Origin of the sequence: Cryobacterium sp. GrIS_2_6, from assembly GCF_035984545.1 — a bacterium.
In the GTDB taxonomy this organism is placed as follows: Bacteria; Actinomycetota; Actinomycetes; order Actinomycetales; family Microbacteriaceae; genus Cryobacterium.
This window is the reverse complement of the sequence record NZ_JAXCHP010000001.1, coordinates 161,070-185,814: the sequence shown is the minus strand read 5'-3', so window position 1 is coordinate 185,814 and position 24,745 is coordinate 161,070. Positions and strand designations below refer to the sequence as shown.

The following is a 24,745-nucleotide window of genomic DNA, read 5'->3' as shown; positions in this document are numbered from 1 at the left end:
CTTGGGAAAGGAACCGTCCGGCATTCCGGGCGGGTGGTGCTGTGGGTGAAGCGGAGGTGAGGTGAGGGGGCTACTTGACCGAGCCGGCGCTGAGGCCGTTCCGCCAGAAGCGTTGGAGGAGCAGGAAGATGATGATCAGCGGGATGATCGACAGCAGCGCGCCGATCAGCACGTAGTCGCGCAGCACGGGGATCTGGTTGACCTGCGAGTTCCAGCCGTAGAGCCCGAGCGTGACCGGGAACAAGGTCTCGTCGCGCAGCATGATCAACGGCAGGAAGAAGTTGTTCCAGATCGCGACGAACTGGAAGAGGAACACGGTGACCAGGGCGGGCACCATCATCCGCACCGAGACGGTGAAGAAGGTGCGCACCTCGCCCGCACCGTCGAGGCGGGCCGCCTCGATCAGTTCGTCCGGCACGCTCGCCGAGGCGTAGATGCGGGCGAGGTAGACCCCGAATGGGCTGACCAGGCTCGGCAGGAACACCGACCAGAACGTGTTGGTGAGGCTGATCTGGCTGAAGATCAGGAACAGCGGCAGCGCGAGGGCGGTTGCGGGCACGAGCACGCCGCCGAGCACGACGTTGAAGATCAATTCGCGCCCGGGGAACCGGTACTTGGCGAGGGCGTACCCGCACATGCCTGCGATGATCGTTCCGACCAGGGCGCCGAGCCCGGCGTACAGCGCGCTGTTGAGCATCCACTTGAGGTAGACGCCGTCGCGGTAGCTGACCAGGGCGCCGATGTTCTGGAACAGGGAGAAGTCCGCGAACCAGAGCGCGTTCGTGCCGGTGAACTGGGCGCGATCCTTCGTTGCGGCGACGAGCAGCCACCAGACCGGAACCAGGAAGTAGAGCGTGAAGACGCCCATCACGATCATGGCGCTGACCCGGGCGAACGGGTTCTCCCGCTGGGCACGTGGGGTCGAACCGGGGGTCGAGCGGATGCGACGGGCCGGCCGCACCGGGCCGGGGGTGGGGGTCAGGGTGCTCACTGGGCTTCCTTCCGCTGCGTGAACTTGAGGAATGTGAACGAGAGCACGAATGTGGCCAGGGCCAGCACCACCGAGAACGCGGCGGCGAGGTTGACGTTGGGGATCGACGACGTCGTGTACACGGTGAGGTTGGGCGTGAACGTGCTCGTCACGGCGGAGCTGAAGCTCCGGAACACCTGCGGCTCGGCGAGGAGTTGCAGGGTTCCGATGATGGAGAAGATCGCGGTGAGCACGATCGCGGGCATGATCAGCGGGATCTTGACCGACCAGGCGATCCGCAGCTGCCCGGCACCGTCGAGACGGGCGGCCTCGTAGAGCTCGGTCGGGATGGCCAGGAGCGCCGAGTAGATGATCAGCATGTTGTAGCCGACGTAGACCCAGGTGACGACGTTCGCGATGGCCCAGAGCACGAGGTCCGCGGAGAGGAAGTTGATGTTCTGGGTGACCGCGCTGAACGGCGACAGGTTCGGTGAATAGAGGTAGCCCCACATGATCGCGGCGATGACGCCCGGTACTGCGTATGGCACGAAGAAAGCGAGGCGGAAGAACTTTTTGCCGCGCACGAGCGGGGAGTCGAGCAGCAGCGCGAACAGCAGCGCGAGCCCGAGCATGATCGGCACCTGCACGGCGCCGAAGGCGAGCACCCGGCCGACGGACTGCCAGAACGGGCCGTTCTGGAAGACCAGGACGTACTGGCTGAGGCCGCCGAAGACCTCGGTCGCCGCGCCGAAGGTGCCCTCGCGCTTGATCACGAGCAAGGATTCGTAGATCGCGTAGCCGATCGGCACCAGGTAGAACAGGGAGAACAGGGCGCCGAAGGGGAGCACGAAGATCAGGATCGCGCGCTTGTGCTGCACCCGCGGCTTCGCCGGGCGAGGGCCGGTGCGGGTCCGGGGGCCGGGCCGACCGGCGAGCCGGCGGGCCGTGCGGGTGTCCCCCGGGGCATCCGTGAATCGGGCGGTGGAAGCACTCATGCTGCCGTGTCCTCTCTGATGACGCGCACGGCGCCGGCCGGTACGCGCACAATGCGGTCGACGGCGGCGTCGGTGACGAGTTCGTGCCCGCTGGCGGCGATCTCGATCTCGGCGTGGCCGTGGTTGATGACGAAGAGGTAGCTCTGCGTCGCATCGGCACGACGCAGGACCTCGATGGTGCCGTCCGATTCCGGGCCGAGGGCGGTGACCCGCGCGGCCTGGGCGACCGTGCGCATCACCTCGCGCAGGGCGTCGGGTTCGAGTGCGGTGGCGAGATACCAGGCGGCGCCCCGGCCGAAACCGTTGCGGGTGATCGCCGGGACGCCGGGCAGGGGGCCGTCGAGGTAGCTCGCAACGGCGGTCGCGCCGCCGAGGCGCAGCCGCTCGGTCCAGAGGCCGGCCGCCGCCCCGGAGTCCAGGCTCAGCCTCCGGCCGGGGAGCAGCGGGGAGAACTCCTCGACACGGATGCCGAGCAGCTCGCGGAACGCGCCGGGATAGCCGCCAGGGCGGACCCGGTCATCCTCGTCGACGATGCCGCTGAAGAAGGTGACGAGCGCGTGCCCGCCGTTCGCGACGTAGTCGGCGAGACCGGCGGCATCCGCGTCGGTGACGAGGTAGAGGGTGGGGACGACGACGAGGCGGTAGCCGCTCAGGTCGGCGTCCGGGGCGATCACGTCGACCGTGATGCCGAGCCGGTGCAGCGCGGTGTATGCGGCGTGCATCTGGCCGAGGTACTCGACCGACTGGGACGGCCGGGATTCGCCGTCCCCGGCCCACCAGGCCTCCCAGCTGAAGACGATCGCGGCATCGGCGATGACGCGGGTGCCTGCGATGTCGCCGAGCCGGTCCAGGACGGCGCCGAGGTCGACGACCTCGCGCCAGAGCTCGGTATCGGTGCCGGCGTGGGGAACCAGCGCGGAGTGGAACTTCTCCGAACCCTGCAGCGAGGCCCGCCACTGAAAGAAGCAGACCGCGTCCGCGCCGCGGGCGACGTGGGTGAGGGAGTTGCGGGTCAGTTCGCCCGGCGCCTTCGCGAGGTTGTGCGGCTGCCAGTTCACGGCACCGGTCGCCTGCTCCATCAGCAGCCACGGAGCCCCGCCGGCGAGCCCACGGGTGAGGTCCGCTGCGAAGGAGAGCTCGGTGACGGGGTCGCCGAGGCGGTGGTCGAGATAGTGGTCGTTGGCGACCACGTCGACCTCGGGCGCCCACTGCCAGTAGTCGAGGTTGCGGATGTGGGCGGTGACCATGAAGTTGGTGGTGACCGGCACCGCACTGTGCCGGCGGATGACGTCGCGTTCGCTGCGGTAGTAGTCGAGCAGCTCGTCGGAGCTGAACCGGTGGAAGTCGAGCACCTGGCCGGGGTTGCGGCTCGAGAGGGTGAGTCGGGGGGTGAGGATCTCGGACCATTCGCCGTAGTGCTGGCTCCAGAACGAGGTGCCCCAGGCGGCATTGAGAGCGGCGATGGTGCCGTAGCGCGCCTGGAGCCAGCGCCGGAAGGCCAGCGTGCTGTCTTCGTCGTAGCAGAGCGCGTTGTGGCAGCCGAGTTCGTTGGACACGTGCCAGAGCGCGATCGCGGGGTGCCTGCCGTAGCGTTCGGCGACCTTCTCGACGAGGGCGAGGGCGTGCTCGCGGAACACCGGCGAGCTCGGGCACCAGGCCTGGCGACCGCCGGGGTAGCGGATGCTGCCGTCCTCGGTCTCCGGGAGGATCTCCGGGTGCAGGGTGGTGAGCCACGGCGGCGGAGAGGATGTGCCGGTGCCGAGGTTGACCCGGATGCCGTTCGCGTGCAGGAGCTCGATGATCGTGTCGAGGTTGGCGAAGTCGTACTCCCCCGGCCTCGGTTCGATGTGGGACCAGCCGAAGATGTTGATCGCGACGAGGTCGACGCCGGCCGCGCGCATCAGCCGCATGTCCTCGGCCCAGGTCTCGGGGCCCCACTGCTCGGGGTTGTAGTCACATCCGTATGCGATGCCGTCGTGGGCGAACGGGACCGCGGGTGCCGCCTCGTTCTGGACTGCTGCTCGCGCGTTCATCGGCTCCCTGACGTCGTTGGCACCGGCATCCGCCGGATGATCTGTGAACGTGCACAGATTGGGTGGAAAAAAAGACCTTGCGGTCGATCTGTGAACGTACACAGAGTAAGTACGGATCGCGATCCGTGTCAAGGCCCATTTCGCGAAACGGGCGATACAGTTATCGAATGGTGACCAATCCGGGGCGGCGCAAACGTGCCACGATCCACGATGTCGCCCTCGAGGCCGGGGTCTCCCGCGGCACGGTGAGCCGGGTCGTGAACGACGAACCCTACGTGTCCGCCGAGGCGCGGATCGCGATCGAGGCCGCCATCGAGAAGGTCGGCTACGTGCCGAACACCGCAGCCCGCAACCTCGTCATGCAGCGCTCGCAGGCGATCGGTTTCATCGTGCACGAGCCGCACTCGCTCTTCCTGGAAGACCCCAACATCGGCGAGATCCTGCTCGGGGCCAACGCGGCGCTGTCCCTCGCCGACTTCCAGATGGTCTGCCTCATCATCGACTCCGAGCGGGACACCGACCGGGTCGCCCGGTACCTCAGCGGCGGCTTCGTCGACGGGGTCATCGTCGTGTCGGCACGACAGAATGACCCGATCACGCGCATTATCGAAAAGCTGGGACTGCCGTCGACGTTTGTCGGACATCCGCCGGACCTGAGGCGACTGCCGTTCGTCGGCATCGACAACCGCAGCTCAGCGCGCGCGATCACGGAGCGCCTGCTCGCCACCGGACGCACGCGCGTCGGCATGATCGCCTCCGCGCTCGACCGCGACTCGGGCGCCGACCGTCTCGCCGGGTTCACGGATGCCCTCGGTCCCCTCTTCGACCCGGCCCTCGTCGCCCGGGTGCCGTTCTATGCGTATGCCGATGGTGTCGAGGGGATGCGCGCGCTGCTCGCCGCCGAGCCCTGGCTCGATGGGGTGTTCGCGGCATCCGATGCCGTTGCTGCGGGCGCGCTCGAGGCGCTGCGCGAGGCCGGACGCAGCGTGCCGGGGGACGTCGGCGTCGTCGGCTTCGACGACAGCGCCTGGGCGCTCCGGTGCCAGCCGCTGCTCTCGACAGTGCACCAACCGGCCGCCGGCCTCGGCGAGCGGGCCGCCGAATCGGTGCTGGCCCAGCTGCGCGGCGAGGAGCCAGAGCTCGGCGGCATCCTGCTCACCACCCCGATCGTCTGGCGCGACTCCGCCTGACCCCTGTCCCCGCCCGCCCTTGCCCGCCCTCGTGAGAGTGCGTTTTTGGCCCCTGAACCCAAGCCGTTTTGAAGGGCCAAAAGTGTACTCTCGCGGAGGGTGGCGACCCGATTCGGGGAGCGGATGCGGGAGCGGATGCGGGAGCGGGAGCGGGTCAGCGGCCGAGCCAGCCGCCGTCGACCGGGAGGATGATGCCGTTCACGTAGTCCGAGGCGGCGGAGGCGAGGAAGACCGTCGCTCCGGTGAGGTCGGCGGGGGTGCCCCAGCGGGCGGCGGGGATCCGCTCGAGGATGGCCCCGGACCGGCCGGCGTCGTCCTGGAGGGCCTGGGTGTTGTCGGTCGCGAAGTACCCGGGGGCGATCGCGTTGACGTTGACGCCGAGCGGCGCCCACTCGTTCGAGAGTGCCTTGGTGAGTCCGGCGATCGCAGACTTCGAAGCCGTGTACGCGGGCACGTTGAGCCCGCCCTGGAAGCTCAGCAGCGAGGCGGTGAAGATGATCTTTCCGCGGCCCTGCGCGATCATGGTCCGGCCGATCTCCCGGCTGAGCACGAACTGGCTCGAGAGGTTGACGGCGATGACGCGGTCCCACATCTTGTCCGAATGCTCGGCTGCGGGGGCGCGCGCGATCGTGCCCGCGTTGTTGACGAGCACGTCGATCGGGCCCAGCGCGGTGATCTCGGCGGCGAGCGCGGCGACGGCGGCCCGGTCGGCGAAGTCGGCGTACAGTGCGGTGAACCGGCGCCCGAGTGCGGTGACCGCGGTCTCGATCGCGCTGCCGTGCTCGGGCATCCTCGACGATACGCCGACGACGTCCGCGCCGGCCTCGGCGAGGGCGACGGCCATGGCGAAGCCGATGCCGCGGCTCGCGCCGGTGACGACGGCGGTCTTGCCGCTGAGGTCGAAGAGGTTCAGAACACTCATGAGTGGTTTCCTAACGGTGTGGTCGCGAATGCGCTTCCCTGGTAGCCGAGGGCCTGGGAGATGGCTGCCGCGGCCTTCAGCAGGGGGCCCGACATCGCCTCGATCTGCTCGTCGCTGTGCTCGATCGACAGCGTGGACACGCTGAGCCCGTAGCGGACGGTTCCGGCGTGGTCGAAGAGCGGCGCCGCGATGCAGGCGATTCCGGGCACGTTCTCGCCGCGGTCGCGGGCAGTGCCGCGCGAACGCACTCCGGCGATCTCGCGGCGAAAGGCGTCCGGGTCGGTGATCGAGGCATCCGTGATACGGGCGAGCCCGGCGCTCGCGATGATGCGGTCGACGGTGTCGTCGGGGTAGCTCGCGAGAATGACCTTGCCGATGCCGGTGGTGTGCAGCGGGGCGGCACGGCCGACGCGGGACGGCATTGTGTACGGTTTGCGGGAGTCGCTGCGCATCACGTAGACGATCGAGTCGCCGGCGATGTAGCCGATGTGCACGGTGCAGTCCACCGTGGCGACGAGGGCGTCGACGAAGGGTTGGGCGATCGCGGAGATGTCGACGCCGGCGAGGGCGCGGCCGGCGATCGCCAGGATCGCCGGGCCCGGCAAATAGCTGCCGGCGGCGTCGGTCGCGAGGAACCGCTGCGTCACGAGGGTCGAGAGCAGGCGGTGCACGGTGGCCTTGGGCAGGCCTGTCGCGGCGACGACGTCCGAGAACCGCGGATGCTCGAGGGCCGCCTCGAGCACGATGAGGGTGCGCTCGGCTGCGCCGGCAGGGGTGGCGACCTGGACGGCGGCGGGGGCCGACGGCATCCGCTCGCCGGCAAGGTCAGCAGTCATCAGGAAACGGCGGTGATGTCCACGGCGTCCATGTCGTCGAAGGACTGGTTCTCGCCGGCCATGGCCCAGATGAAGGAGTAGTTCGAGGTGCCGACGCCGGAGTGGATCGACCAGCTCGGGGCGATGGTCGCCTGGCGGTTGGCGACGATCAGGTGGCGGGTTTCGGTCGGCTCGCCCATCAGGTGCACGACGCGGGCGGCCTCGGGGAGGTCGAAGTAGAGGTAGGCCTCCATGCGGCGGTCGTGGGTGTGCGCGGGCATGGTGTTCCACATGCTGCCCTCGTGCAGGCTCGTCACGCCCATCACGACCTGGCAGCTGCGCACGCCGTTCTCGTGGATGTACTGGTTGAGCGTGCGGCGGTTCGAGGTCGACTGGTCGCCGAGCTCGCGGACGATGCCGGTTCCCGCGGGCACGAGCGTGGTCGGGTATTCGGTGTGGGCCGGCGCCGAGAAGATGTAGAACCGGGCGGAGTCTTCGGTCTCGGGCGCGGCGCTCGCGCTGTCCGAGATGAATTCGACGACGGATGCCCCGCGGCCGATGTACAGGCACGATCCGTGCCCGAGGGCGAACGGCACGCCGTCGACGACAACGGTTCCGGATCCGCCGACGTTGACGATCCCGGCCTCGCGGCGCTCGAAGAAGTGGTCGGTCCGCAGTTCCGGGAAGCTCTCGAGGGTGAGCGGGGCCGTAACGGGGCTGACCCCGACGAGGATGACCCGGTCTTCGTGGGAGTAGACGGCGCGCAACTCGTCGTCGACGAAGAGGTCGGTGACGAGGAAGCGTTCGCGCAGCTCGGCGGTCGTCATTCCCCGGACTTCGGTCGGGCTGGTGGCATTGCGGATCTGCACGGAGACTCCTTGCGCTTCACGGCCCCAAAATGGAACTTAGTTCCATTCTGGGCGCCGACTAGCTTCCCGTCAAACTCAGGACAGCAGGGCGGCGAACTCGTGCTCGAGGAGCGCGCGGAGGGCGTCAAGGTCGGGGCAGGTGTCCGGGTCGGCGGCGAGGGTTACCTCGAGGCCGCCTGCGTAGGAGAGCACGGCGAACGACACCGTCACGTTTCCGGTGGGGCCGGTCAGGGGCACGAGGCCGGTGACCGGGCACCCGAATATCGCGAGCGGCTCCCCCGGCCCGCGCAGGTTGGTCACGAAGGTGTGGATCCTCCGCTGCCGGCTGATGAACCGCTGGAACAGGCCGAGCCGCGCGAGCAGCCGGAAGAACGGCCCGAGCAACGCCGTCGACGCACCCGCGGGGGCGAGTTTCGCCGTCTTCGTGGCGGTGGCGACAGCATCCAGCCGGGTGAACGGATGCCCGACACCGGGCACGAGGATCGGAATCACCCCGCTCTGGTTCCCCAGTTCGCCCGCGGCAGCCTGGCGCCGACCCGAGAACGGCACCGACAACACGAAGGTCTCCTGCCGCTCGCCGCGCTGATCGAGCAGTCGGTGCAGCGCGCCGCCGATCGCCGTAAGCACGACGTCGTTGACGGTGGCGTGGTGCGCGTGGCCGGCCGTGAGGACCTCCGCCAGGTCGAGCCGGATCGACACGAAGCGCCGCCGCGGCCCGGTCGGTACGTTGAGCGAGGTGCGGGCCAGGCGCGGGGCGCCGATCGATCCGCGCAACGCGAGGAGGCCGCCGACCGCGCGCGCCAGGGTCGCCGGGAGGTGCGGCACCGCGCGAACCCTGCCCGCCCACGCGTCGCGCGCGAGCGCCCCGACCGACGGCATCCCACCAGAACCCTTTCGCGAAAGCGGGTGAATCGTCGTTATGGGCACTCCAGACCGACGATTCACCCGCTTTCGCGGCAGGGATTCCGCGGGGCGGTCGACGAGGCTCGCCATCACGGCGAGGCCGCCCATCCCGTCTGCGAGCACGTGGTGGAACACGATGATGAGCGCGGCGCGGTCGTCCGGTGAGGCAACCGGGGCATCCCGCGCACCGAAAGTACCCAAGGAATCCGGCGAGCCAGCCGAACCGAGCGAACCCGGCGCGAGCTCCGCACCCGGCGCACCCCCACCGACGCCGGTCACGAGCACCGCGACCCAGAGCGGTCGGGAACGCGACAGCCGCGTGCCGAGCAGCCCCGCGGCGATGTCGAGGACCGCCGCCTCTCCCCCGGGCGCCGGGCACACTCGCGAGGACACGTCGAAGGCGGGGTCGTCGACCCAGGCCGGGCGGCCGCATCCCCTGGGCACGTCGACCAGTCGTTGCCGCAGCCGCGGCACCTGGCGGATGCGGTCGGCGAGCACGCGGAGGGCTGCCTCGGGGTCGAGGCCCGAACGACTGTCGAGGAAGAGCACCGCTCCGACCTGCATGGGCGAGGAGCCACGCTCGGTGGCGAGCGACATCAGGTCGTCCACGCTGACCCGATCGATGGGCGGCAGGGTGGGCATAGCGCCACGCTATACCCGCGGGGAACGGGTGTGCTGAACCAAGGTCGCGAACAATCTGGCCGATCGGCGTGACAATTCCGCCCCAGAACCGTCTTACCGGTGACGAATGTCGCACGACGGTGACTGCCGAGCCTGCGGGGCGCTAGGCTTCCCGCACAGAACCCGGAGGATGCCCCATGACCAACACAGAGCTAACGGATCCCGACGCGACCGGAAACGGAACCGCCCCGGAGGCCCGGACCCGCCTGGCCGCGGTCGTCTACAACCCGATCAAGGTCGACCTTCCCGCGCTCAAGGCCTCCGTCGCGACCGAAGAGTCCGCCGCGGGCTGGCCGGAAACACTCTGGTTCGAGACGTCGAAAGACGACCCGGGACAGGGTGCGGCCCGGCAGGCGATCGAGGCGGGGGCATCCGTCATCGTTGTGGCCGGCGGCGACGGCACTGTTCGCGCGGTCGCCGAGATCGTGCACGGCACTGTGTGCGCACTCGCGCTGCTTCCCTCTGGCACCGGGAACCTGCTCGCCCGCAACCTGAAGCTCGCCCTCGACGACCTCGACGGGTCGATCCGCTCCGCGTTCACCGGGACCGACCGCGTGATCGACATGGGCATGATCGACATCGAACGCGCCGACCGAAGGATCGACCGGCACGCCTACCTGGTGATGGCCGGACTCGGTCTGGACGCAAAGATGCTCGCCAACACCGACGACGATCTGAAGGCGAAGGTCGGTTGGCTCGCTTATGTGAAGGCCATGGTCGCCGTGGGGCAGGACCGGAACGACCTGCACTTCCGGTACAGCCTCGACAAACAGCCCGCGCAGTCCATGCGGGCCCACACGATCATGGTCGGCAATTGCGGCCTGCTTCCCGCCGAGATCGTGTTGCTGCCCGACGCGGTCGTCGACGACGGGCACTTCGACATCGTCGTGCTCAAGCCGAAGGGAGTGCTCGGCTGGGTGCAAATCGTCTCCAAGGTGATCTGGGAGAACGGGGTGCTCAGCCGCACCCCGCTCGGGCACCGGTTGAGGACGAAGGACGTCGACGCCCTCAACTACGCGACCGGAACCGAGCTCGTCCTGCGCCTGCACCGGCCGGAGGAGATCGAGCTCGACGGCGACGAATTCGGCAAGGCGGTCGCCCTGAAGACCTGGATCGACCCGGGCAGCCTCACCGTGCGAGTGCCTAGCGCAGCGTAGCACCGGCGGATACGCGTCGTGCGGTGGAAGGCGGCGTCATCAGCTGGGACGCAGCCTACCGAATGAGCCTGACCCCTGACCGGGTTCGGACTGTCCGCGATCGTGCGGGCGAGCCCCGAGCGGGTGTATGAGACCTGGCTCAGCAGCACCGGTGATACAGCGATGACCGGCACGGATGCGAGTATCGACGCCCGCGTCGGCGGCGACGACAAGGCCTGGGACGGGTACATCACCGGACAGACTCTCGTTCTCGACCCCGGTCACCGCATCATGCAGAGCTGGCGGTACCGCCCGACACACCGATCCCCTGGCCGCGGTGAGGATTCCGAGCACCGGCAGGCTCGGGTCGCCTTCGAGACCCCGTGGAGCCGCTGGAACCTCGCCCGCCTGGCCACCAGCACTGCGGCACTCGCCCTCCTTGCCCTGGCCGCCCTGACCTGAGCCCGAGCCCGGCTGCTACCGTCCGGACGGCGGACTTCGGTGGTCGGGGGCGGGATGGGGCGGCTGGCTACATCACGCTGTCGAGGAAGGCTTTCGTGCGCGGGCTCTGCGGGTTGTCGAGCACCTCGCCGGGAGGACCCGACTCCACGACCACGCCCCCGTCCATGAACACGACCACGTCGGCGGCGCCGCGGGCGAAGCCGATCTCGTGGGTGACGACGACCATGGTCATCCCGTCCGCGGCGAGGGTGCGCATCACATCGAGCACGTCGCCGACCAGTTCAGGGTCGAGGGCGCTCGTGGGCTCGTCGAAGAGGAGCAGCTTGGGGTCCATGGCGAGCGCCCGCGCGATCGCCACTCGCTGCTGCTGTCCGCCGGAGAGCTGTGCCGGATAGGACTGCGCGAGGTCGGCCAGGCCGACCCGGTCCAGCAGCTCGAGCCCACGGGTGAGCGCGGCCTGCCGGGGCAGTCTGCGCACACCGACCGGCGCAGCCGTGATGTTCTCGAGGGCGGTCATGTGCGGAAACAGGTTGAACCGTTGGAAGACCATGCCGATCCCCCGGCGCTGCCTCGCTACCTCGCGCGGGTTCATCTCAAAGATGCGGTCCCGGCGCTGGGCGTAGCCGACGAGTTCACCGTTGACGGAGATGCGGCCGCCGTCGATGCGTTCCAAGTGGTTGATGCAGCGCAGGAACGTGGATTTGCCCGAACCGGAGGGACCGAGAAGGCACATCACCTGGCCGGGATTGACGCTCAGCGAGATTCCCTTGAGCACTTCGACGCCGCCGTAACTCTTGCGCACCTTGAGGGCGCTGAGCAGCGGCTCGACGGGACTGTTAAGTGCACCGGGATCGACCTGAGCGTAGACGGTGTCGGTCATGAGGCATCCTGTCTGTGCGTCGCGCGGTCGATTGTCTGATTGCCGCGGCTGCTGCCGTGACTGCGATCAACGCCGAGGGCTCGTGCGCGACCGAACGCATGGTTGCTGCGGAGCAAGGCGCGCACCCGCTGGAACGGGGTCGGCGGCAGGCTTCTCGCAGTGCCGCGCCCGTAGTAGCGCTCGAGGTAGTACTGCGGGATGGAGAGCACCGAGGTGAGGAACAGGTACCAGCAGCTCACCACGACGAGCAGCTCCACCTGGCGGAGGTTCTGCGAGGAGATCTGCGTCGCGACCGTGTACAGCTCGAGAACCGCGATCACCGAGAGCAGCGAGGTGTTCTTGAGCATCGAGATCGTCTCGTTGCCCATCGGAGGGATGATGACCCGCATCGCCTGCGGCAACACCACCTTGAACAGAGTGAACACCGGGCTCATGCCCACGGAGTAGGCCGCCTCGTACTGGCCCTCGTCCACCGAGAGCATCCCCGAGCGCACGATCTCCGCCGAGTACGCGGCCTGGTTGAGGGTAAGGGCGAGCAGCCCGGCCGTGAGCGCGGGGATGAGAGTGTTGGTGTCCATGGCGAAGATCGTGAAGTCAGTGAACGGGATGCCCACCGAGATCTGCGCGTAGAGCAGGCCCAGGTAGCCCCAGAACACGATCTGGATCAGGAGCGGTGTGCCGCGGAACGCCCACACGTACAGCCAGGCCAGGATGTTCATCACCGGATTGCTGGAGAGCCGCATGATGGCCAGCAGCACCCCCAGCACTGTCGACACCAGCATCGCGACGACCGTGAGCATGATGGTCAGCACAACCCCGCTCAGGATGCGCGGGTTGAAGATGAACTCGGAGATGGTCGGGTGATCCACGTTCTGGTTCTGCCACAGCGAAATGCCGAGGCAGACGAACCCGATCAGCAGGAAGACGGCGATGATCCACCGCCACGGATGCCGCAACGGCACAGCGACGATGTCGTCCGGGTCGACAGCGAGGCTGTCGCTCCCGGCAACGGATTCCCGAGTGGTCAGCAGTGCGCGCGGCATCCGGTCACGACCCGAGGTTGATACCGGACGCGTCAACGCCGTAGTCGCTCATGCCGTACTTGGCGAGGATTTCGGCGTACGACCCGTCCTTGATGACTGCGGCCAGGGCGAGGTTGAGGGCCTTGCTCAAGTCGGCGTCCTTTTTCAACACGCCGATCCCGGTGTACACCGGGTTGTACCCGGCCGGGTTCTTGGCGTCCCGAACGACCTCGAACATGCTGCCGCCTCCAGCGGTCTGCGCGGCATACGCCGCGACAGCGGAGTCGACGACATCGGCAACGGCCTTGCCCGCTCGAACGGCGGTCTGCACATCCGTCTCGAGCGGCAGTTCGGAGAGCTTCATCGGGCCGGCGCCGGAGGCACTGCACTCCGCGTCGTACCCGTGGAGGATGTCGGCCTGCACGGTCGCCTTCTGCACGGCGACGTCCTTGCCGCACAGGTCGAGCACGGTCGTGATCGTGCCGGGGTTGCCCTTGGGCACCAGGATCGAGAACCCGGCGTGGAAGTAGTCTACGAAGTCAATCGTCTTCTGGCGCTCCACGGTGTCGTTCATCCCTGACATGATCACGTCGTGTTTGCCGGACTGCAGCGACGGGATGATGCTGTCGAAGGCCTGGGTCTGCAGGTCCATGGTGACGCCGAGCTTGGCACCGATGGCCTGGGCAAGGTCGTAGTCGAACCCGGTGAGCTTCTGGTTCGCGTCGAACATCTCCATCGGCGGGAACGGGATGTCCGAGGCCACCTTGATGGTGCCGGCTTCCTTGTATTTGGCCGGAAGGGCCGCGGCCGCCGCAGCGTCTACGTTGGCCGACGAGGCCGAGGGAGCCGATACCGGGGAGGTACCGGAGGCGGAACACGCGGAGAGAGCGAGCGTCGCGGCGACCCCGATCGCTGCTGTGAGGAACCAGGAGCTGCGGGTGCGTTTTTCGAAGGCCATTCGTGTTCTCCAGACGGGTGTGACGCGGGTGGGGTGACGCAGGTCGTGACGCGGTGTGGGGGTGAGGCTAGAAACGGATGTCGGCGGTGGCGGTCGTGACGTCGGCGAGCACGTCGGGCAGCACCTCGACGCCGATGCCGGGACCGGTCGGCACCCGCAGATGCCCGTCCTCGAGCACGAACGGGGCGGTCAGGTCCTGCTCGTAGTAGCGGTTGGACGCCGAGGTATCCCCCGGAAGCACGAAGTTCGGTAGCGCGGCCAGGGCCACATTCGCGGCCCGGCCGATGCCCGTTTCGAGCATCCCGCCGCACCAGACCGGCACCCCGTGGGCGGCTGCGACATCATGGATGCGCCGGGCCTCCAGGTAGCCGCCGACTCTGGCCGGTTTGACGTTGATGATGCTGCACGCGCCGAGCGTGATCGCCGCGGCGGCGTCACGCGCGGACTCGATTGACTCGTCGAGGCAGATGGGCGTCTTGATCAACTTCGCGAGCGCCGCGTGACCGAGGATGTCGTCTTCAGCCATCGGCTGCTCCATCAGGAGCAGGTCGAACGGGTCGAGGCGGGCGAGGTGGCGGGCATCCGCCAGCGTGTACGCGGTGTTGGCGTCGACCTGCAGCAGGATGTCGTCGCCGAAGCGCTCGCGCACGGCGCGCACGGGAACGAGGTCCCAACCGGGCTCGATCTTCAGCTTGATCCGCAGGTAGCCTTCGGCGAGGTAGCCGGCGACAGCGTCGAGGAGCTCGTCGAGCGAGTCCATGATCCCCACCGACACACCGGCCGGCACGGTCTCGCTCACCGCCCCGAGGTAGCCGCCGAAGGAGACGCCGACTTCCTTGAGCTGGGCGTCGAGAATGGCCGTTTCGAGCACGGCCTTGGACATCGGGTGTCCCTTGACCGGAGCGAGGGCCGTCGCCACCCGTTCGGCGGTGAGGCGGTCGCCGAGGGCCTGCAGCCGCGGCACGAGGTGGTCACGGATGACGAGGTCACAGCCGTCGAGGAACTCGGAACTGTACAACGGGTCGGGTTCGGCGGCGCACTCGGCCCAGCCCTCGGCATCCGCTGTGCTGACCCGTACGAGCGTCGTCTCGCGTTCGGTGGCAGTGCCGAAGGAGGTGCGGAACGGGCTGACCAGGGGCAGTGTGACCCGCCTCAGTTCGATGTTCTCGATTTTCATGACTGTCCCTCTGTCCTGGGTTCACCTGGGGCGGGTTCGCCTGTGGTGGGTTCGCCGGATGCTGCGAGCCGGTACCAGCCGGATCGGGTGACCCCGCGGGCGGTCCGCCCCTCGGCGAAGGCCGTGTTGAAAGTCTCGCGCACGATGACCCGCCAGGCTGCAGCCAGGGCCGGGTCCTGGCCGCGCAGGCCGACGATGTCGGTGGGTACCCGCAGCCACAGGGAACCGCCCGCGTCGATGAGGTGCGGCTGCCCGTCGGGGCCGAGACCACGAACATCCGACGGGGAATGCGCCGGCAGGTCGGTCACGGCCGGGAATCCGTTACTGCAGGAGCGGGATTCCTCGCTCGTCAGCGGCCAGACCGCGACGAGACGGTCGGATTCGTCGTTGGCGTTGATGCCGTCGTCCATCGGACCGTAGAAGTTCTCGAGGTATTCCTCGGCGTGGGCGCCGAGCTTGGTCAGATTGAACCGGGCGTTGCGGCTGACCAGCGGGTCGAAAGTCCAGGTCATCGCGTCGATTCCCCGCGCCAGCGCCCAGGCCCGCTGGTACTGCTTGAGGGCGAATCCGACGCCGGCGTCGGCGAGGCCGGGAAGCACACCGGCAATGAGGGAATACATCGAGGATGCCCCGGGCGAGACGATCGCCACGGCGGCCCCGCACAACACGCCGTCGAGCGTGTAGGCGGCGGTGACATTGCAGCCGGCATGGCTGATGCTGCGGAGGAGGTCGCTGGGGAGGGGAGGGGCGAGCGGCGAGGTACTCCAGACGGTGACGAGAAGGCCCTCCACCGCCCGTAGCTCGTCGAGCCCGGCTGCGTCAGTCACGGTGACCCCGGCGCGACGCGCAGCCCGGGCCGCGGCGCCGTGCGCCTGGCCGACGAGGTCGCTGTCGGGCGAGCCGGAGGGAGTACCGGCCCGGACCGCGATGCGGCCACCGTCAGACGTACCGGCGGGAGTGCCCGCAGGCGAGCTGGCAGACGAGCTGGCTGACGAGCTGAGTTCGAGGTTGACCGGCATGGCTCCAGTGTTGCGGCCAGAGCCGACCCCGTCCTCGGTCTGCGGCACGAAGAAAATGCTCATTCATTGTCGCGCAGCACAATGATCCGCTACGGTGGGCAGCATGAACGTCTCCCCCGCCGAACCGCGGGGCCTGGCCGTGACGGAGCTGCTGCAGATTCTGGATGGCGCGGGGCTCCGGCTCGCGTCCGGTCCACCGCAGCTGCGGCTGCCGCTGACGAGCCCGACTCTCTACGATCCCTGGCTTCCGCCGACCGGGCCGCGCAGCGGCATCCTGCTCGGAATCGGCCTGCACCCGGCGGCCCCCGAGTCGGCGGAGGTCATCCGTGATGCCGCACGCCGCGGGTTCGGGGCCGTGGTCGTGAAGTCGCTGTCGCTGAGCGTGGAGACCCTCGCCGCGGTGGCGGATGCCGCCGGCATCGCGCTGCTGGTCGTCGTCGACGAGATCGAGTGGCGGCAGCTGGACGCGCTGATCAACTCCGCCCTGACCACGGTCGCAGAGACCGATGGGTCCCTCTCCACCCAGCCGGTGGGCGACCTGTTCGCGCTGGCGAATGCGATCGCCGCCACGATCGGCGGCGCGACCGCCATCGAGGACCTGCAGGAGCGCATCCTGGCTTACTCGACCCTGCCGGGGCAGATGATCGACGACGACCGAAGGGAGGGCATCCTCGGCCGCCAGGTGCCGTTCCTCCCCGAGAACGCCGAGCAATATGCCTCGGTGTTCCGGGCGACGGGCGCGCTGCACCTTCCCGGCGTGCCGCCGGCGCTGGACCGGCTTGCGGTCGCCGTGCGGGCGGGCACGCAGGCGCTCGGTTCAATCTGGGTCGTGGATGCGACGGGGGAACTCGAACCGGATGCCGAACGAGCCCTGGAGCGCGCCGCGGACATCGCTTCCCTGCATCTGCTGCGGGCGCGCAGCGCCGCCGACCTCGCCCGGCAGCAGCGCGCTGAGCTGCTGCGTCGCCTGCTCGGTGGGGGTGACGACGCGACCCTCGTGGCCGGGCAACTGAGTCTGGACTCGACGGGCCCGTTTGTCGTGGTCGCCTTCCAGCCCGAGTTCACCCTGGCCGGAGACGCGGTGCGGCTGAACCGGCTGGTCGACCTGATCGCGATCCACTGCGAGGCCCACCAGCACGGCGCGGAATGCGTGGTCATCGGCACGACCGTCTATGCGCTCTTCACCGGGTCCGGGGGCGAGCCTCGTCGGGCCGAGGCCATGGCCCAGCGGCTGGTAGCCCGGGCCGCGACGGGCCTGCGGGTGTCGGTACGGGCATCCGTCGGACTGCCGGTGACGAGCATCGGGCAGGTCGGGCGCTCGCGGCATGAAGCCGATTTGGTGCTGCTGCTCCTGGCTAACCGGCCGACGGCCAGACCAGTGCTGAGCGCGCTCGACGCCCGCAGCAGCCTCGCCCTGCTCGAACTGGCCCAGGTGTTTCGGGACAGTCCGCGGCTCCAGTCGCAGCAGGCGCGTGATGTGCTGGAGTTCGATCAGCGCCGGGGCACGGACTACGCGAAGACGCTGCGCACCTACCTGGACTGCGCACGGGATTCGGCCACGACCGCCGCTCGCCTCTCGGTGCACCAGAACACGCTGCGCTACCGGCTGCGCCGGGCACATGAGCTGTTCGGAGTGGACCTCGCCAACCCGGAAGACACCCTCACCCTGTGGCTCGGCCTGCGGGTGGCCGAGTTCGATTGACGGCGCTCGTCTCCCGCGTCGTCCCGGTCATAACTCCTGCAAATTTTCGGTAGCACGGTCAGCACCCGCGTATTTCCGGGCCCGGGAACGGCAGGTCCGGAAATTTGCAGGAGTTATGCCCACCACCAGCGGGTTACCGCGGGCCGTGCGGGTGGGGCGGCCGAGTCAGTGCGCGGGGGCGCCGGCAGCCGCGTCGCCGGCATCCGCCGGTGCACGCCGGATGAAGAACGCGGCCGGGATTGCGAAGAGGGAGATCACGGCGCCACAGAGGAACGCAGCGTGGATGCCCGCACTCGTCGCAGAGACGGCCGTCGCCCCGGTCGTCAGCTGGGACGCCGCAACGGAGGCCATCACCGTCACGAACAGGGCGGTGCCGAACGCGCCAGCGAGTTGCTGAATTGTGCCGACCATGGCGCTGCCGTGCGAGTAGAGCTCGGGGCGCACAGCAGCCAGCCCCGCGGTGAACAGCGGAGTGAAGAGCAGGGCGAGGCCGAGGCTCAGGGTCACGTGCGCAGCGACGACCATCCACGGCGCGCTGTGCTCGTTCAGCAGGGTCATCCCCCAGAACACCGCGCTCACGATCACCGAGCCAGTAACGAGGAGCCGGGTGGGGCCCGACCGGTCGTAGAGCCGTCCCACGAGCGGCGCGAGCAGGCCCATCACGAGCCCCCCGGGCAGCAGCATCAGCCCGGTGGTGAGCGTGTCGAGGCCGAGCACGGTCTGAATGTAGATCGGCAGCAGGATGATGGTGCCGAATAGGGCCATCATGCTGATCGCCATCATCACGATCGCGAACGTGAAGGTGCGCGAGCGGAAGGTGCGCAGGTCGAGCAGGGCGCGGTTGCGCTTCTGCAGGGACAGCTGACGCAGGATGAACGCCGTGAGGCCGAGCGCGCCGACGGCGAGCGGCAGCCAGCCGGACACCGAGCCGATGCCGCCGCCCGCAGCGCCCAGGTTGCTCAGCCCGTAGACGAGCCCACCGAAGCCAAGCGCGGAGAGGATCACCGAAAGCACGTCGATCGGAGTCTTGGTCGGCGTCGTCACGTTCTTCATCAGGATGCCGCCGACGACGAGGGCGGTCAGCGCGATCGGGAGCACGAGGATGAACATCCAGCGCCAGTCGAGCACGCTCAGGATCGCGCCGGAAATCGTCGGGCCGATCGCCGGAGCGACCGAGATCACGATGGAGATGTTCCCCATCATGCGCCCGAGGTGCGCCGCCGGCACGAGCGTCATCACGGTCGTGAGCAGCAGCGGGAACATGATCGCCGTTCCGGTGGCCTGCACCACGCGGGCCACGAGCAGCACGGTGAATCCGGGTGCGAGTGCCGCGATCAGCGTTCCGGTGCTGAACAGGGTCATCGCGGCGATGAACACCGGACGGGTGTTGTAACGCTGCAACAGGAACCCGGTGATCGGAATGACAACGGCCATCGTGAGCATGAATGCGCTGGTCAGCCACTGGGCTGCGCTCGCAGAGATGCTGAGGTCTTCCATCAGCCGCGGCAGAGCCACGCCCATGATCGTCTCGTTCAGGATCACGACGAACGTGGAGATGAGGAGCAGGGTGATGACGAGGCGGTTGCGCACGCCGAGGGCAGCCTCGGCCGCTGAGACTGCGACGGCAGAGACCGCGGCAGCGTTCGCCGCGGTATCCGTGCCCGCGGTGCCCGCGGTCGTGCCTGTCGTGTTCTCGTGTGTGGTGGTGGCGATGGCGATTTCAGCCATGTGAAGGTCCCGTCGAGAAGTGCGGTCAAGATGTTGGGGCGGTGCAGCTATTGAAACTCAAAACACTGACACCGCCCGATTGTTCCGGTGAAGCGGAACTCCGTCAGACGCAAAGTCGGAGATTTTCGCGACACGCCGTGTTTCCCGGCAGCGGATGCCGCGAGTCGCGAAAATCTCCGACGTTGCGTCGAGAGGGCGCGAGGCCCGGTCGGCCTCGCACCCTCCCTCACCGATAGGGCGTGGTCATCCGGTAGCCGAGCAGGTCCGCGTGCTGACGCTCGAGAGCCCGCTCGCGTTCCTCCCGGACGAGGCGGACGGCCTCCCAGCCGACGGCGGCGACCGGGCGCTGCACGCGCGGCCGACGTCCCCACCGGATCAGGGCGACGCCGAGGTGCAGCGCCAGGCGATCGATGCGGCCGAGGGGACGCAGGTTGCGGTCAGCGGATGCGCGTTCGGACCCGGATCCGGATCCGGAGTGCGGATCTGGTTCGGCCTGCGGGGGCAGCGGGTGGTTGTGGCGACCGGCAGTGGTCGACAGCGTTTCGGTCACGAGTGAGCCTCACTGTGGCGGTGCCCAGAACGGATGCGGACGCATCCGTCTGCTGCACCGGCGGGGCCGCCGAGGCGGCGCAAAAAGGGACGTCGCCAGGAGTGCGACGTCAGGGAACGGGACTGATCCCGGAGCGCGGAACGCGCTGGCTGCGTGCGGACATCGAGGGCGTCACCACCGCAGAACCGGTGGCGGAAACTCGCGCCGGTCAGGCGGTGAAGACGCCGACGATGCCGGCGGCGAGGCAGTTCACTGCGGAAATCTTTGACTGAATCATGGGACGGCTCCTCTCGTCGTGTGGCGTAGCTGCCACGGTACCCGTGGCACGCACGATCGCGCAAGCGAATCGGGAAAGGTGCCCTAAACCCGCGGCCTCAGCCCTCGGCAAGGCCCAGCTGCCGCAGAAGCCGGGGAAAGTCCGTGACGAGCGCGTTCCAGACGATCTGATAGTCGGTGTTCGCGTAGTCATGGGCGAGATAGTTCCGCATGGCACGCAACTCTGCCCAGGCGACTTCCGGGTGTTTGTCCCGGTACGTGGCCGGGAGCCGCTCAACCGCGGTTTGCAGGTCGATCACGATGGCCTTGGCCGCGAGCTGCCGCGTGCGGTCCGCCCGGTCGAAGAAGACCTTCCGGCCGCGTGCGGTGATGAGGTTCGCGTGACGCACGAGGTCGCGGATGTCCGCGATCAGCGCATCCGTTCGGTCGAATTCGTGGGTCATCGCGTCGAGCCTTCGCCGGCACCGCGACACACCGGGATGCCCTTGGCAGCCGCTCCACCCTCATCAGCTCCGACCTCGGCGGATTCGACCGCTGGACCCTCCCTCACAGGGGCACCGCCTCGGCGACGGCACGATCGCGGATGCTGCCCTCGGCCCGGTCGCTCATCACGTCCACCCGAACGCCGAGAAGGAGTTCAAGGTCGAGGACCAGGCCCGCCGCATCGAGGATCGATGCCTCGGGCGAGAATGCGACGAGGAGGTCAATATCGCTGCCGACGGCATCCGTGCCCCGGGCGATGCTCCCGAAGACCCGCACATTGCCGGCGCGGCGGCGTGCGGCCAGCTCGAGCACGCGCTCGCGCCCCCGCTGCAGCACGACCGATGGTCGCTCGGCGGTCGCGGCCATGATGCGGGCGAGGGTTTCGGGGCGCGGCTGCACCCGACCGGACTCGTAAGCGGAGAGATTCGGCTGCGGCACGGCGGCGCGCACGGCGAGCTGGCTCTGCGAGAGCCCGGCGCGCGCGCGTGCCTCGAGAATGCTCTCCGCTGTGTTCATGCATGGATTATAGCTCGCAGCTATACGACCTCCGCGAGCCCGGTCCCGTCGCCTTCATTCGCGCCCGCGCCCGTTTCGGCAGCCCGCGCCCATGTGCGCTCGCCGCCGCGCCGGTTTCGGCAAACCGCGCCCGCCGTTTCGGGCGCGTCCTGCGCAAACCGGCGCGGCCGCTGACGGCACCTGGCCGGCGGCGCGGTCAACCAAAGAAGGCGCTTGGCGGCCACGACTGGTGAACGACGAGAACCCGCCCTCAGGCGGGATTGTAGCTATTGAAGGCTTGGTTAGTCGTTCAGATGCAGGATCGCGTAGTCAGCTTCCGCGCTAGTGAACTTTTCGCCGTATTCGCTGGTGAGTTGGTCGTGAATCGCCGCGGGGGACATCGACCTTTGCGTCTGGTACGACTTCGCTTTGGCCAAAGCATTCGCGTTCCAATCAGCCTGGACGTTGTCCACCGCGTACTGAGCAGCCTCCGGCGAGAATTGCTCGCCGTACTCTGATGTGAGTTGATCGTAGATTCCCGCCTTGCTCATCTGCATCGTCTTCGAGTAGCTCCCGGCCTTGGCCAGCGCGGACTTGTACTCGGCGGGTAAAGCAGGAGCGGCAGGGGCGACCGGGGCCGGGGCGGGAGCGGCTGGGGCCTTCGTCTCCTGGACCGGTGCCGTCGTCTTCACTGGTGTGGGCGCTACGGTCTCGATCGGCTTTTGTGTTGCCGTCTCGACTGGGGTTGGTGTTACGGTCATGGCTGGCTTCGGGCTGGCCGACTGCGTGATCACCACATTCGGCTTGAAAGCCGACGGGTTGCTCATCGCCACGGCGACGCTGATAGTCATGAGGATCGACGTCAGCGCCGCGATAGCCCCGAGCACAATGCCGGCGATCGCCATTCCTTTGGACTGGTGCTTGCGCAGTGTGAAGATGCCCAGCACGACGGCGGCGATTCCCATGAGCGCTCCGAACACGGGAACCCACCCAGCAAGGAACGCCACGATACCGACAATGAGCGCGGCAAGGGCAAGACCCGTCGGCTTCTTCGGTAAGGGCGGCTGCGGTGGGAGTGTCCCGGTTGCTCCGGGGTAAGTGGGCACGAATGGAGGCTGTGAGTAAGCAGGTCGGGGCTCCTGCGAGCCGTCCCCCAACGGTTCAGGTGTTGCCATAGGGCGAGTATGGCACCGTCGTGGCAGTCTCCCCTGTCCACGACGTTGGGCGCACGCGCCCCCTTTCGGGGCGCAAGTCCGCTTCGCGATCCCCGGCTGACACGGGCGACCCGCGTCAGCCCGCCGCGCCCGCGTCCGCGCCATTCCCCTTCCGCTTCCGGAACGCGATCATGTTCATCCGGCTGCCGCACCGCGCGCTGCAGAAGCGCTTGGACCCGTTGCGCGAGAGGTCGAGGATCAGGCCGGCGCAGTCATACGCTTCGCAGCTGCGCAGCCGCTGCATCTCGTCCATCCGGATCACGTCCATCAGGGCCAGCGAGGCTTCCACGCGCAGGCGTTCGCCAAGCGGGGCGTCGGGCGTGGTCGCGTGCAGGTGCCAGTCGGATGCGTCGTGCCGGGCGAGGTACGGCAGGGCCCTGGCCTCGGCGAGCATGGCGTTGACCTGGAGCGCTGCAGTGTCGCGGTCGCGGGTCCAGACGAGCCGCACCTCGTCGCGGGCGCGCAGCACGTCGAGCCGTTCGAGCTCGTCGCCGTCGATACGGCCGGAGAAGGGATAGTCGGCGAGGAAGTCCGCGAGCTGTTCAAGGGTCGCGAGCTCATCCGTGCCGCTGCGGGAGGCCGCGGGATCGGTGTTACCGAGGTCAACCGCGAACTCGAGCGACTCCACGGTGTCATGGGCAAACTGCATGTTGACTCCTAACCCGACCATCGCCTAACGTTATGGTCATACCCAATAGTAGACCGTAACGTTACGCACGGCAGTAGAGCGCGCGACGGAAGCCGGAAGCAGAGTCGGCAGCACAAGGAGCCCCCATGAAGATCTCGTCCCCCTCAGCGGGTCTCGCAGTGGCGGTCATCGGCTCGCTCTCCTTCGGCACCTCCGGTGCGTTCATCAAGCCCCTGCTCGAGGCCGGCTGGTCCCCGAGCGCCGCCGTCACCGCACGCGTGCTCCTCGGCGGGCTCGTGCTGCTGCCGCTCGCCCTGGTCTCGTTGCGCGGATCCTGGCCCGCCCTGTGGCGGGCACGGTGGCGCGTGCTCGCGATGGCCCTCGCCGGCGTCGCGGCCACCCAGTTCTTCTACTTCGCCGCGATCCAGACCATTCCCGTGGCGACGGCCGCGCTCATCGAACTTCTCGCGCCGCTGCTTCTGGTCGGCGTCGTGTGGGCGATGACCCGGCGCATCCCGCACGCCCTGGTCCTGGTCGGGTCGCTGTTCGCCGTCGGCGGGCTCGTGCTCGTGGTCGGCCCCGGCGCGATTCGGGCGGTCGACCCGCTCGGCCTCGCCTTCGCCGCCTGTGCCATGGTCGGCTGCGCGATCTACTTCGTCATGGCCGCCCGCCCGAGCGAGGGGCTGCCCCCGGTCGGGTTCGCGGCCGCGGGACTCGTGCTCGGCGGCCTCGTACTCGGCGGGCTGGGCGTCACCGGCGTTCTCCCCCTCTTCGCGACGTTCGGCCCGGTGCCTCTCGCGGGCACCGCCCTGCCCTGGTGGGTGCCGCTCGTCATCGTCGCGGTCGTCAGCACCGCACTCGCCTACGTCGCCGGAATCACCTCAGCCGAAGCCCTCGGGTCCCGGCTCGCCTCCTTCGTCTCACTGCTCGAGGTCGTCTTCGCGGCCCTGTTCGCCTGGCTGCTGCTCGGCGAGCAGCTCACACCCCTCCAACTCCTCGGCGGCGCGCTCATCCTCGGCGGCATCGCGGCCGTGCGTGCGGCCGGCTCCGAAACCGCCATTCCCGCCACGCTCGAACCGCTCATCCCGGTACCGGTCGTGGCCGACGCCGGGGTCGTCGAGCCTGTGACGGCCAACGAATACCGAGGCTGACGAGCACCTGCCAGCGGATGCCGCCCGTCGCCGCTGGCATCCGGCTCACCCGCTGCGCCGCATCGGTTCACCCCACGCCCGCGCCGGTTTCGGCAAACCGCGCCCCCGTCACCCCACGCCCGCGCCGGTTTCGGCAGCCCGCACCCACTTCACCCCACGCCCGCGCCCGTTTCGGCACACCGCACCCGCCGTTTCGGGCGCGCCATGCCGAAAGGGGCGCGGGCGTGATCGGACAACGCCGGCCGACAAGTCGATCGCCGCAGCACTGCCGGCTTCGGCGGCCCGCGCCGCGTTCCCCCCGCGCCCGTTTCGGCAGCCCGCGCCCTCTTCGCACCGCGCCCGCGCCGGTTTCGGCAACCCGCACCCGCCGTTTCGGGCGCGTCCTGCCGAAAGGGGCGCGGTCGTGAGCGGATGCCGCCCTTCGCCGCCAGCATCCAGCGCACGTACCGCGCCGCATCCGTTCACCCCGCGCCCGCGCCGGTTTCC

The 24,745-nt window shown here is 68.7% G+C and carries 24 protein-coding genes; 6 read left to right on the top strand and 18 right to left on the bottom strand.

The window, feature by feature from the left end:
• Positions 1 to 70: 70 nt before the first annotated feature.
• From RCH22_RS00930 to RCH22_RS00920, 3 genes are all read right to left on the bottom strand, one after another.
• The gene (locus RCH22_RS00930; protein ID WP_327015423.1) at positions 71 to 877 is read right to left on the bottom strand and encodes a carbohydrate ABC transporter permease; all 807 of its coding nucleotides are present in this window, start codon (positions 875 to 877) and stop codon (positions 71 to 73) included.
• A gap of 110 nt (positions 878 to 987) precedes the next feature.
• Positions 988 to 1,965 carry a sugar ABC transporter permease gene (locus RCH22_RS00925; protein WP_327012454.1) on the bottom strand — a complete coding sequence of 326 codons (978 nt, stop codon included), beginning with the start codon at positions 1,963 to 1,965 and terminating at the stop codon, positions 988 to 990.
• A complete protein-coding gene (locus RCH22_RS00920; RefSeq protein ID WP_327012453.1) occupies positions 1,962 to 3,998 on the bottom strand; it encodes a beta-galactosidase in 2,037 nt (678 codons plus the stop codon). Before RCH22_RS00920 ends, RCH22_RS00925 begins: the two co-directional genes overlap by 4 nt.
• 167 nt (positions 3,999 to 4,165) lie before the next feature.
• Between RCH22_RS00920 and RCH22_RS00915 the strand changes: the two genes are divergently transcribed.
• The gene (locus tag RCH22_RS00915) at positions 4,166 to 5,188 is read left to right on the top strand and encodes a LacI family DNA-binding transcriptional regulator (RefSeq protein ID WP_327012452.1); all 1,023 of its coding nucleotides are present in this window, start codon (positions 4,166 to 4,168) and stop codon (positions 5,186 to 5,188) included.
• Positions 5,189 to 5,342: 154 nt separating this feature from the next.
• Here RCH22_RS00915 and RCH22_RS00910 read toward each other — a convergent pair whose 3' ends face one another.
• From RCH22_RS00910 to RCH22_RS00895, 4 genes are all read right to left on the bottom strand, one after another.
• Positions 5,343 to 6,110, bottom strand: a complete 768-nt coding sequence (locus tag RCH22_RS00910; RefSeq protein WP_327012451.1) for an SDR family NAD(P)-dependent oxidoreductase — start codon at positions 6,108 to 6,110, stop codon at positions 5,343 to 5,345.
• Positions 6,107 to 6,946, bottom strand: coding sequence for an IclR family transcriptional regulator (locus tag RCH22_RS00905; protein WP_327012450.1), 840 nt, complete (start codon positions 6,944 to 6,946; stop codon positions 6,107 to 6,109). Before RCH22_RS00905 ends, RCH22_RS00910 begins: the two co-directional genes overlap by 4 nt.
• A complete protein-coding gene (gene kduI / locus RCH22_RS00900) occupies positions 6,946 to 7,794 on the bottom strand; it encodes a 5-dehydro-4-deoxy-D-glucuronate isomerase (protein ID WP_134445951.1) in 849 nt (282 codons plus the stop codon). The genes RCH22_RS00905 and kduI overlap by 1 nt, the downstream gene beginning before the upstream one ends.
• A gap of 75 nt (positions 7,795 to 7,869) precedes the next feature.
• Positions 7,870 to 9,339: a wax ester/triacylglycerol synthase domain-containing protein gene (locus RCH22_RS00895; protein ID WP_327012449.1), complete on the bottom strand. Its 1,470-nt coding sequence runs from the start codon at positions 9,337 to 9,339 to the stop codon at positions 7,870 to 7,872.
• Positions 9,340 to 9,515: 176 nt separating this feature from the next.
• Here RCH22_RS00895 and RCH22_RS00890 point away from each other — a divergent pair, with 176 nt between their 5' ends.
• Both RCH22_RS00890 and RCH22_RS00885 read left to right on the top strand, forming a co-directional pair.
• On the top strand, positions 9,516 to 10,535 hold the full coding sequence (locus RCH22_RS00890) for a diacylglycerol kinase family protein (RefSeq protein ID WP_327012448.1): 1,020 nt from the start codon (positions 9,516 to 9,518) through the stop codon (positions 10,533 to 10,535).
• 102 nt (positions 10,536 to 10,637) lie between these two features.
• Positions 10,638 to 10,976, top strand: coding sequence for an SRPBCC domain-containing protein (locus RCH22_RS00885; protein WP_327012447.1), 339 nt, complete (start codon positions 10,638 to 10,640; stop codon positions 10,974 to 10,976).
• A gap of 67 nt (positions 10,977 to 11,043) precedes the next feature.
• Here RCH22_RS00885 and RCH22_RS00880 read toward each other — a convergent pair whose 3' ends face one another.
• From RCH22_RS00880 to RCH22_RS00860, 5 genes are all read right to left on the bottom strand, one after another.
• Positions 11,044 to 11,856 (bottom strand): amino acid ABC transporter ATP-binding protein, encoded by an 813-nt coding sequence (locus RCH22_RS00880; RefSeq protein WP_327012446.1) that lies wholly within the window; start codon positions 11,854 to 11,856, stop codon positions 11,044 to 11,046.
• On the bottom strand, positions 11,853 to 12,899 hold the full coding sequence (locus tag RCH22_RS00875) for an amino acid ABC transporter permease (protein WP_327012445.1): 1,047 nt from the start codon (positions 12,897 to 12,899) through the stop codon (positions 11,853 to 11,855). The genes RCH22_RS00880 and RCH22_RS00875 overlap by 4 nt, the downstream gene beginning before the upstream one ends.
• Positions 12,900 to 12,903: 4 nt before the next feature.
• A complete protein-coding gene (locus RCH22_RS00870) occupies positions 12,904 to 13,836 on the bottom strand; it encodes an ABC transporter substrate-binding protein (protein ID WP_327012444.1) in 933 nt (310 codons plus the stop codon).
• 67 nt (positions 13,837 to 13,903) lie between these two features.
• Complete coding sequence (menC, locus tag RCH22_RS00865; RefSeq protein WP_327012443.1) at positions 13,904 to 15,013, bottom strand: o-succinylbenzoate synthase; 1,110 nt, start codon at positions 15,011 to 15,013, stop codon at positions 13,904 to 13,906.
• Complete coding sequence (locus RCH22_RS00860; RefSeq protein ID WP_327012442.1) at positions 15,010 to 16,095, bottom strand: hypothetical protein; 1,086 nt, start codon at positions 16,093 to 16,095, stop codon at positions 15,010 to 15,012. The genes menC and RCH22_RS00860 overlap by 4 nt, the downstream gene beginning before the upstream one ends.
• A 40-nt stretch (positions 16,096 to 16,135) precedes the next feature.
• Here RCH22_RS00860 and RCH22_RS00855 point away from each other — a divergent pair, with 40 nt between their 5' ends.
• Positions 16,136 to 17,734 (top strand): helix-turn-helix domain-containing protein, encoded by a 1,599-nt coding sequence (locus RCH22_RS00855; RefSeq protein ID WP_327012441.1) that lies wholly within the window; start codon positions 16,136 to 16,138, stop codon positions 17,732 to 17,734.
• 165 nt (positions 17,735 to 17,899) lie between these two features.
• Here the strand turns inward: RCH22_RS00855 and RCH22_RS00850 are convergent, their stop codons facing one another.
• Both RCH22_RS00850 and RCH22_RS00845 read right to left on the bottom strand, forming a co-directional pair.
• Complete coding sequence (locus RCH22_RS00850; RefSeq protein WP_327012440.1) at positions 17,900 to 19,462, bottom strand: MDR family MFS transporter; 1,563 nt, start codon at positions 19,460 to 19,462, stop codon at positions 17,900 to 17,902.
• 226 nt (positions 19,463 to 19,688) lie between these two features.
• Positions 19,689 to 20,012 carry a hypothetical protein gene (locus tag RCH22_RS00845; protein WP_327012439.1) on the bottom strand — a complete coding sequence of 108 codons (324 nt, stop codon included), beginning with the start codon at positions 20,010 to 20,012 and terminating at the stop codon, positions 19,689 to 19,691.
• A gap of 2 nt (positions 20,013 to 20,014) precedes the next feature.
• On the opposite strand from RCH22_RS00845, the gene RCH22_RS00840 reads away from it, so the two are divergent.
• The gene (locus tag RCH22_RS00840) at positions 20,015 to 20,284 is read left to right on the top strand and encodes a hypothetical protein (RefSeq protein WP_327012438.1); all 270 of its coding nucleotides are present in this window, start codon (positions 20,015 to 20,017) and stop codon (positions 20,282 to 20,284) included.
• A gap of 102 nt (positions 20,285 to 20,386) precedes the next feature.
• Here the strand turns inward: RCH22_RS00840 and RCH22_RS00835 are convergent, their stop codons facing one another.
• The 4 genes from RCH22_RS00835 to RCH22_RS00820 form a co-directional block, all read right to left on the bottom strand.
• Positions 20,387 to 20,731: a HepT-like ribonuclease domain-containing protein gene (locus RCH22_RS00835; RefSeq protein WP_327012437.1), complete on the bottom strand. Its 345-nt coding sequence runs from the start codon at positions 20,729 to 20,731 to the stop codon at positions 20,387 to 20,389.
• A gap of 103 nt (positions 20,732 to 20,834) precedes the next feature.
• Positions 20,835 to 21,287: a nucleotidyltransferase domain-containing protein gene (locus RCH22_RS00830; RefSeq protein ID WP_327012436.1), complete on the bottom strand. Its 453-nt coding sequence runs from the start codon at positions 21,285 to 21,287 to the stop codon at positions 20,835 to 20,837.
• Between the two features lie 281 nt (positions 21,288 to 21,568).
• Positions 21,569 to 22,231, bottom strand: a complete 663-nt coding sequence (locus RCH22_RS00825; protein WP_327012435.1) for an Ltp family lipoprotein — start codon at positions 22,229 to 22,231, stop codon at positions 21,569 to 21,571.
• A gap of 325 nt (positions 22,232 to 22,556) precedes the next feature.
• A complete protein-coding gene (locus RCH22_RS00820) occupies positions 22,557 to 23,129 on the bottom strand; it encodes a CGNR zinc finger domain-containing protein (RefSeq protein ID WP_327012434.1) in 573 nt (190 codons plus the stop codon).
• 125 nt (positions 23,130 to 23,254) lie between these two features.
• On the opposite strand from RCH22_RS00820, the gene RCH22_RS00815 reads away from it, so the two are divergent.
• Positions 23,255 to 24,259: a DMT family transporter gene (locus RCH22_RS00815; RefSeq protein WP_327012433.1), complete on the top strand. Its 1,005-nt coding sequence runs from the start codon at positions 23,255 to 23,257 to the stop codon at positions 24,257 to 24,259.
• Positions 24,260 to 24,745 lie beyond the last annotated feature (486 nt).

Bases quoted from the DNA above. Each gene is read 5' to 3' on its own strand.
- RCH22_RS00850 (WP_327012440.1), bottom strand. From the start codon at position 19,462: ATGGCTGAAATCGCCATCGCCACCACCACACACGAGAACACGACAGGC.
- RCH22_RS00870 (WP_327012444.1), bottom strand. From the start codon at position 13,836: ATGGCCTTCGAAAAACGCACCCGCAGCTCCTGGTTCCTCACAGCAGCG.
- RCH22_RS00875 (WP_327012445.1), bottom strand. From the start codon at position 12,899: ATGCCGCGCGCACTGCTGACCACTCGGGAATCCGTTGCCGGGAGCGAC.
- RCH22_RS00835 (WP_327012437.1), bottom strand. From the start codon at position 20,731: ATGACCCACGAATTCGACCGAACGGATGCGCTGATCGCGGACATCCGC.
- RCH22_RS00925 (WP_327012454.1), bottom strand. From the start codon at position 1,965: ATGAGTGCTTCCACCGCCCGATTCACGGATGCCCCGGGGGACACCCGC.
- RCH22_RS00890 (WP_327012448.1), top strand. From the start codon at position 9,516: ATGACCAACACAGAGCTAACGGATCCCGACGCGACCGGAAACGGAACC.
- RCH22_RS00820 (WP_327012434.1), bottom strand. From the start codon at position 23,129: ATGCAGTTTGCCCATGACACCGTGGAGTCGCTCGAGTTCGCGGTTGAC.
- RCH22_RS00830 (WP_327012436.1), bottom strand. From the start codon at position 21,287: ATGAACACAGCGGAGAGCATTCTCGAGGCACGCGCGCGCGCCGGGCTC.
- RCH22_RS00815 (WP_327012433.1), top strand. From the start codon at position 23,255: ATGAAGATCTCGTCCCCCTCAGCGGGTCTCGCAGTGGCGGTCATCGGC.
- RCH22_RS00930 (WP_327015423.1), bottom strand. From the start codon at position 877: ATGATCGTGATGGGCGTCTTCACGCTCTACTTCCTGGTTCCGGTCTGG.
- RCH22_RS00915 (WP_327012452.1), top strand. From the start codon at position 4,166: ATGGTGACCAATCCGGGGCGGCGCAAACGTGCCACGATCCACGATGTC.
- RCH22_RS00855 (WP_327012441.1), top strand. From the start codon at position 16,136: ATGAACGTCTCCCCCGCCGAACCGCGGGGCCTGGCCGTGACGGAGCTG.
- menC (WP_327012443.1), bottom strand. From the start codon at position 15,013: ATGAAAATCGAGAACATCGAACTGAGGCGGGTCACACTGCCCCTGGTC.
- RCH22_RS00880 (WP_327012446.1), bottom strand. From the start codon at position 11,856: ATGACCGACACCGTCTACGCTCAGGTCGATCCCGGTGCACTTAACAGT.
- RCH22_RS00910 (WP_327012451.1), bottom strand. From the start codon at position 6,110: ATGAGTGTTCTGAACCTCTTCGACCTCAGCGGCAAGACCGCCGTCGTC.
- RCH22_RS00920 (WP_327012453.1), bottom strand. From the start codon at position 3,998: ATGAACGCGCGAGCAGCAGTCCAGAACGAGGCGGCACCCGCGGTCCCG.
- RCH22_RS00895 (WP_327012449.1), bottom strand. From the start codon at position 9,339: ATGCCCACCCTGCCGCCCATCGATCGGGTCAGCGTGGACGACCTGATG.
- RCH22_RS00860 (WP_327012442.1), bottom strand. From the start codon at position 16,095: ATGAGCATTTTCTTCGTGCCGCAGACCGAGGACGGGGTCGGCTCTGGC.
- RCH22_RS00905 (WP_327012450.1), bottom strand. From the start codon at position 6,946: ATGACTGCTGACCTTGCCGGCGAGCGGATGCCGTCGGCCCCCGCCGCC.
- RCH22_RS00825 (WP_327012435.1), bottom strand. From the start codon at position 22,231: ATGGGAATCGCCGCCGTCGTGCTGGGCATCTTCACACTGCGCAAGCAC.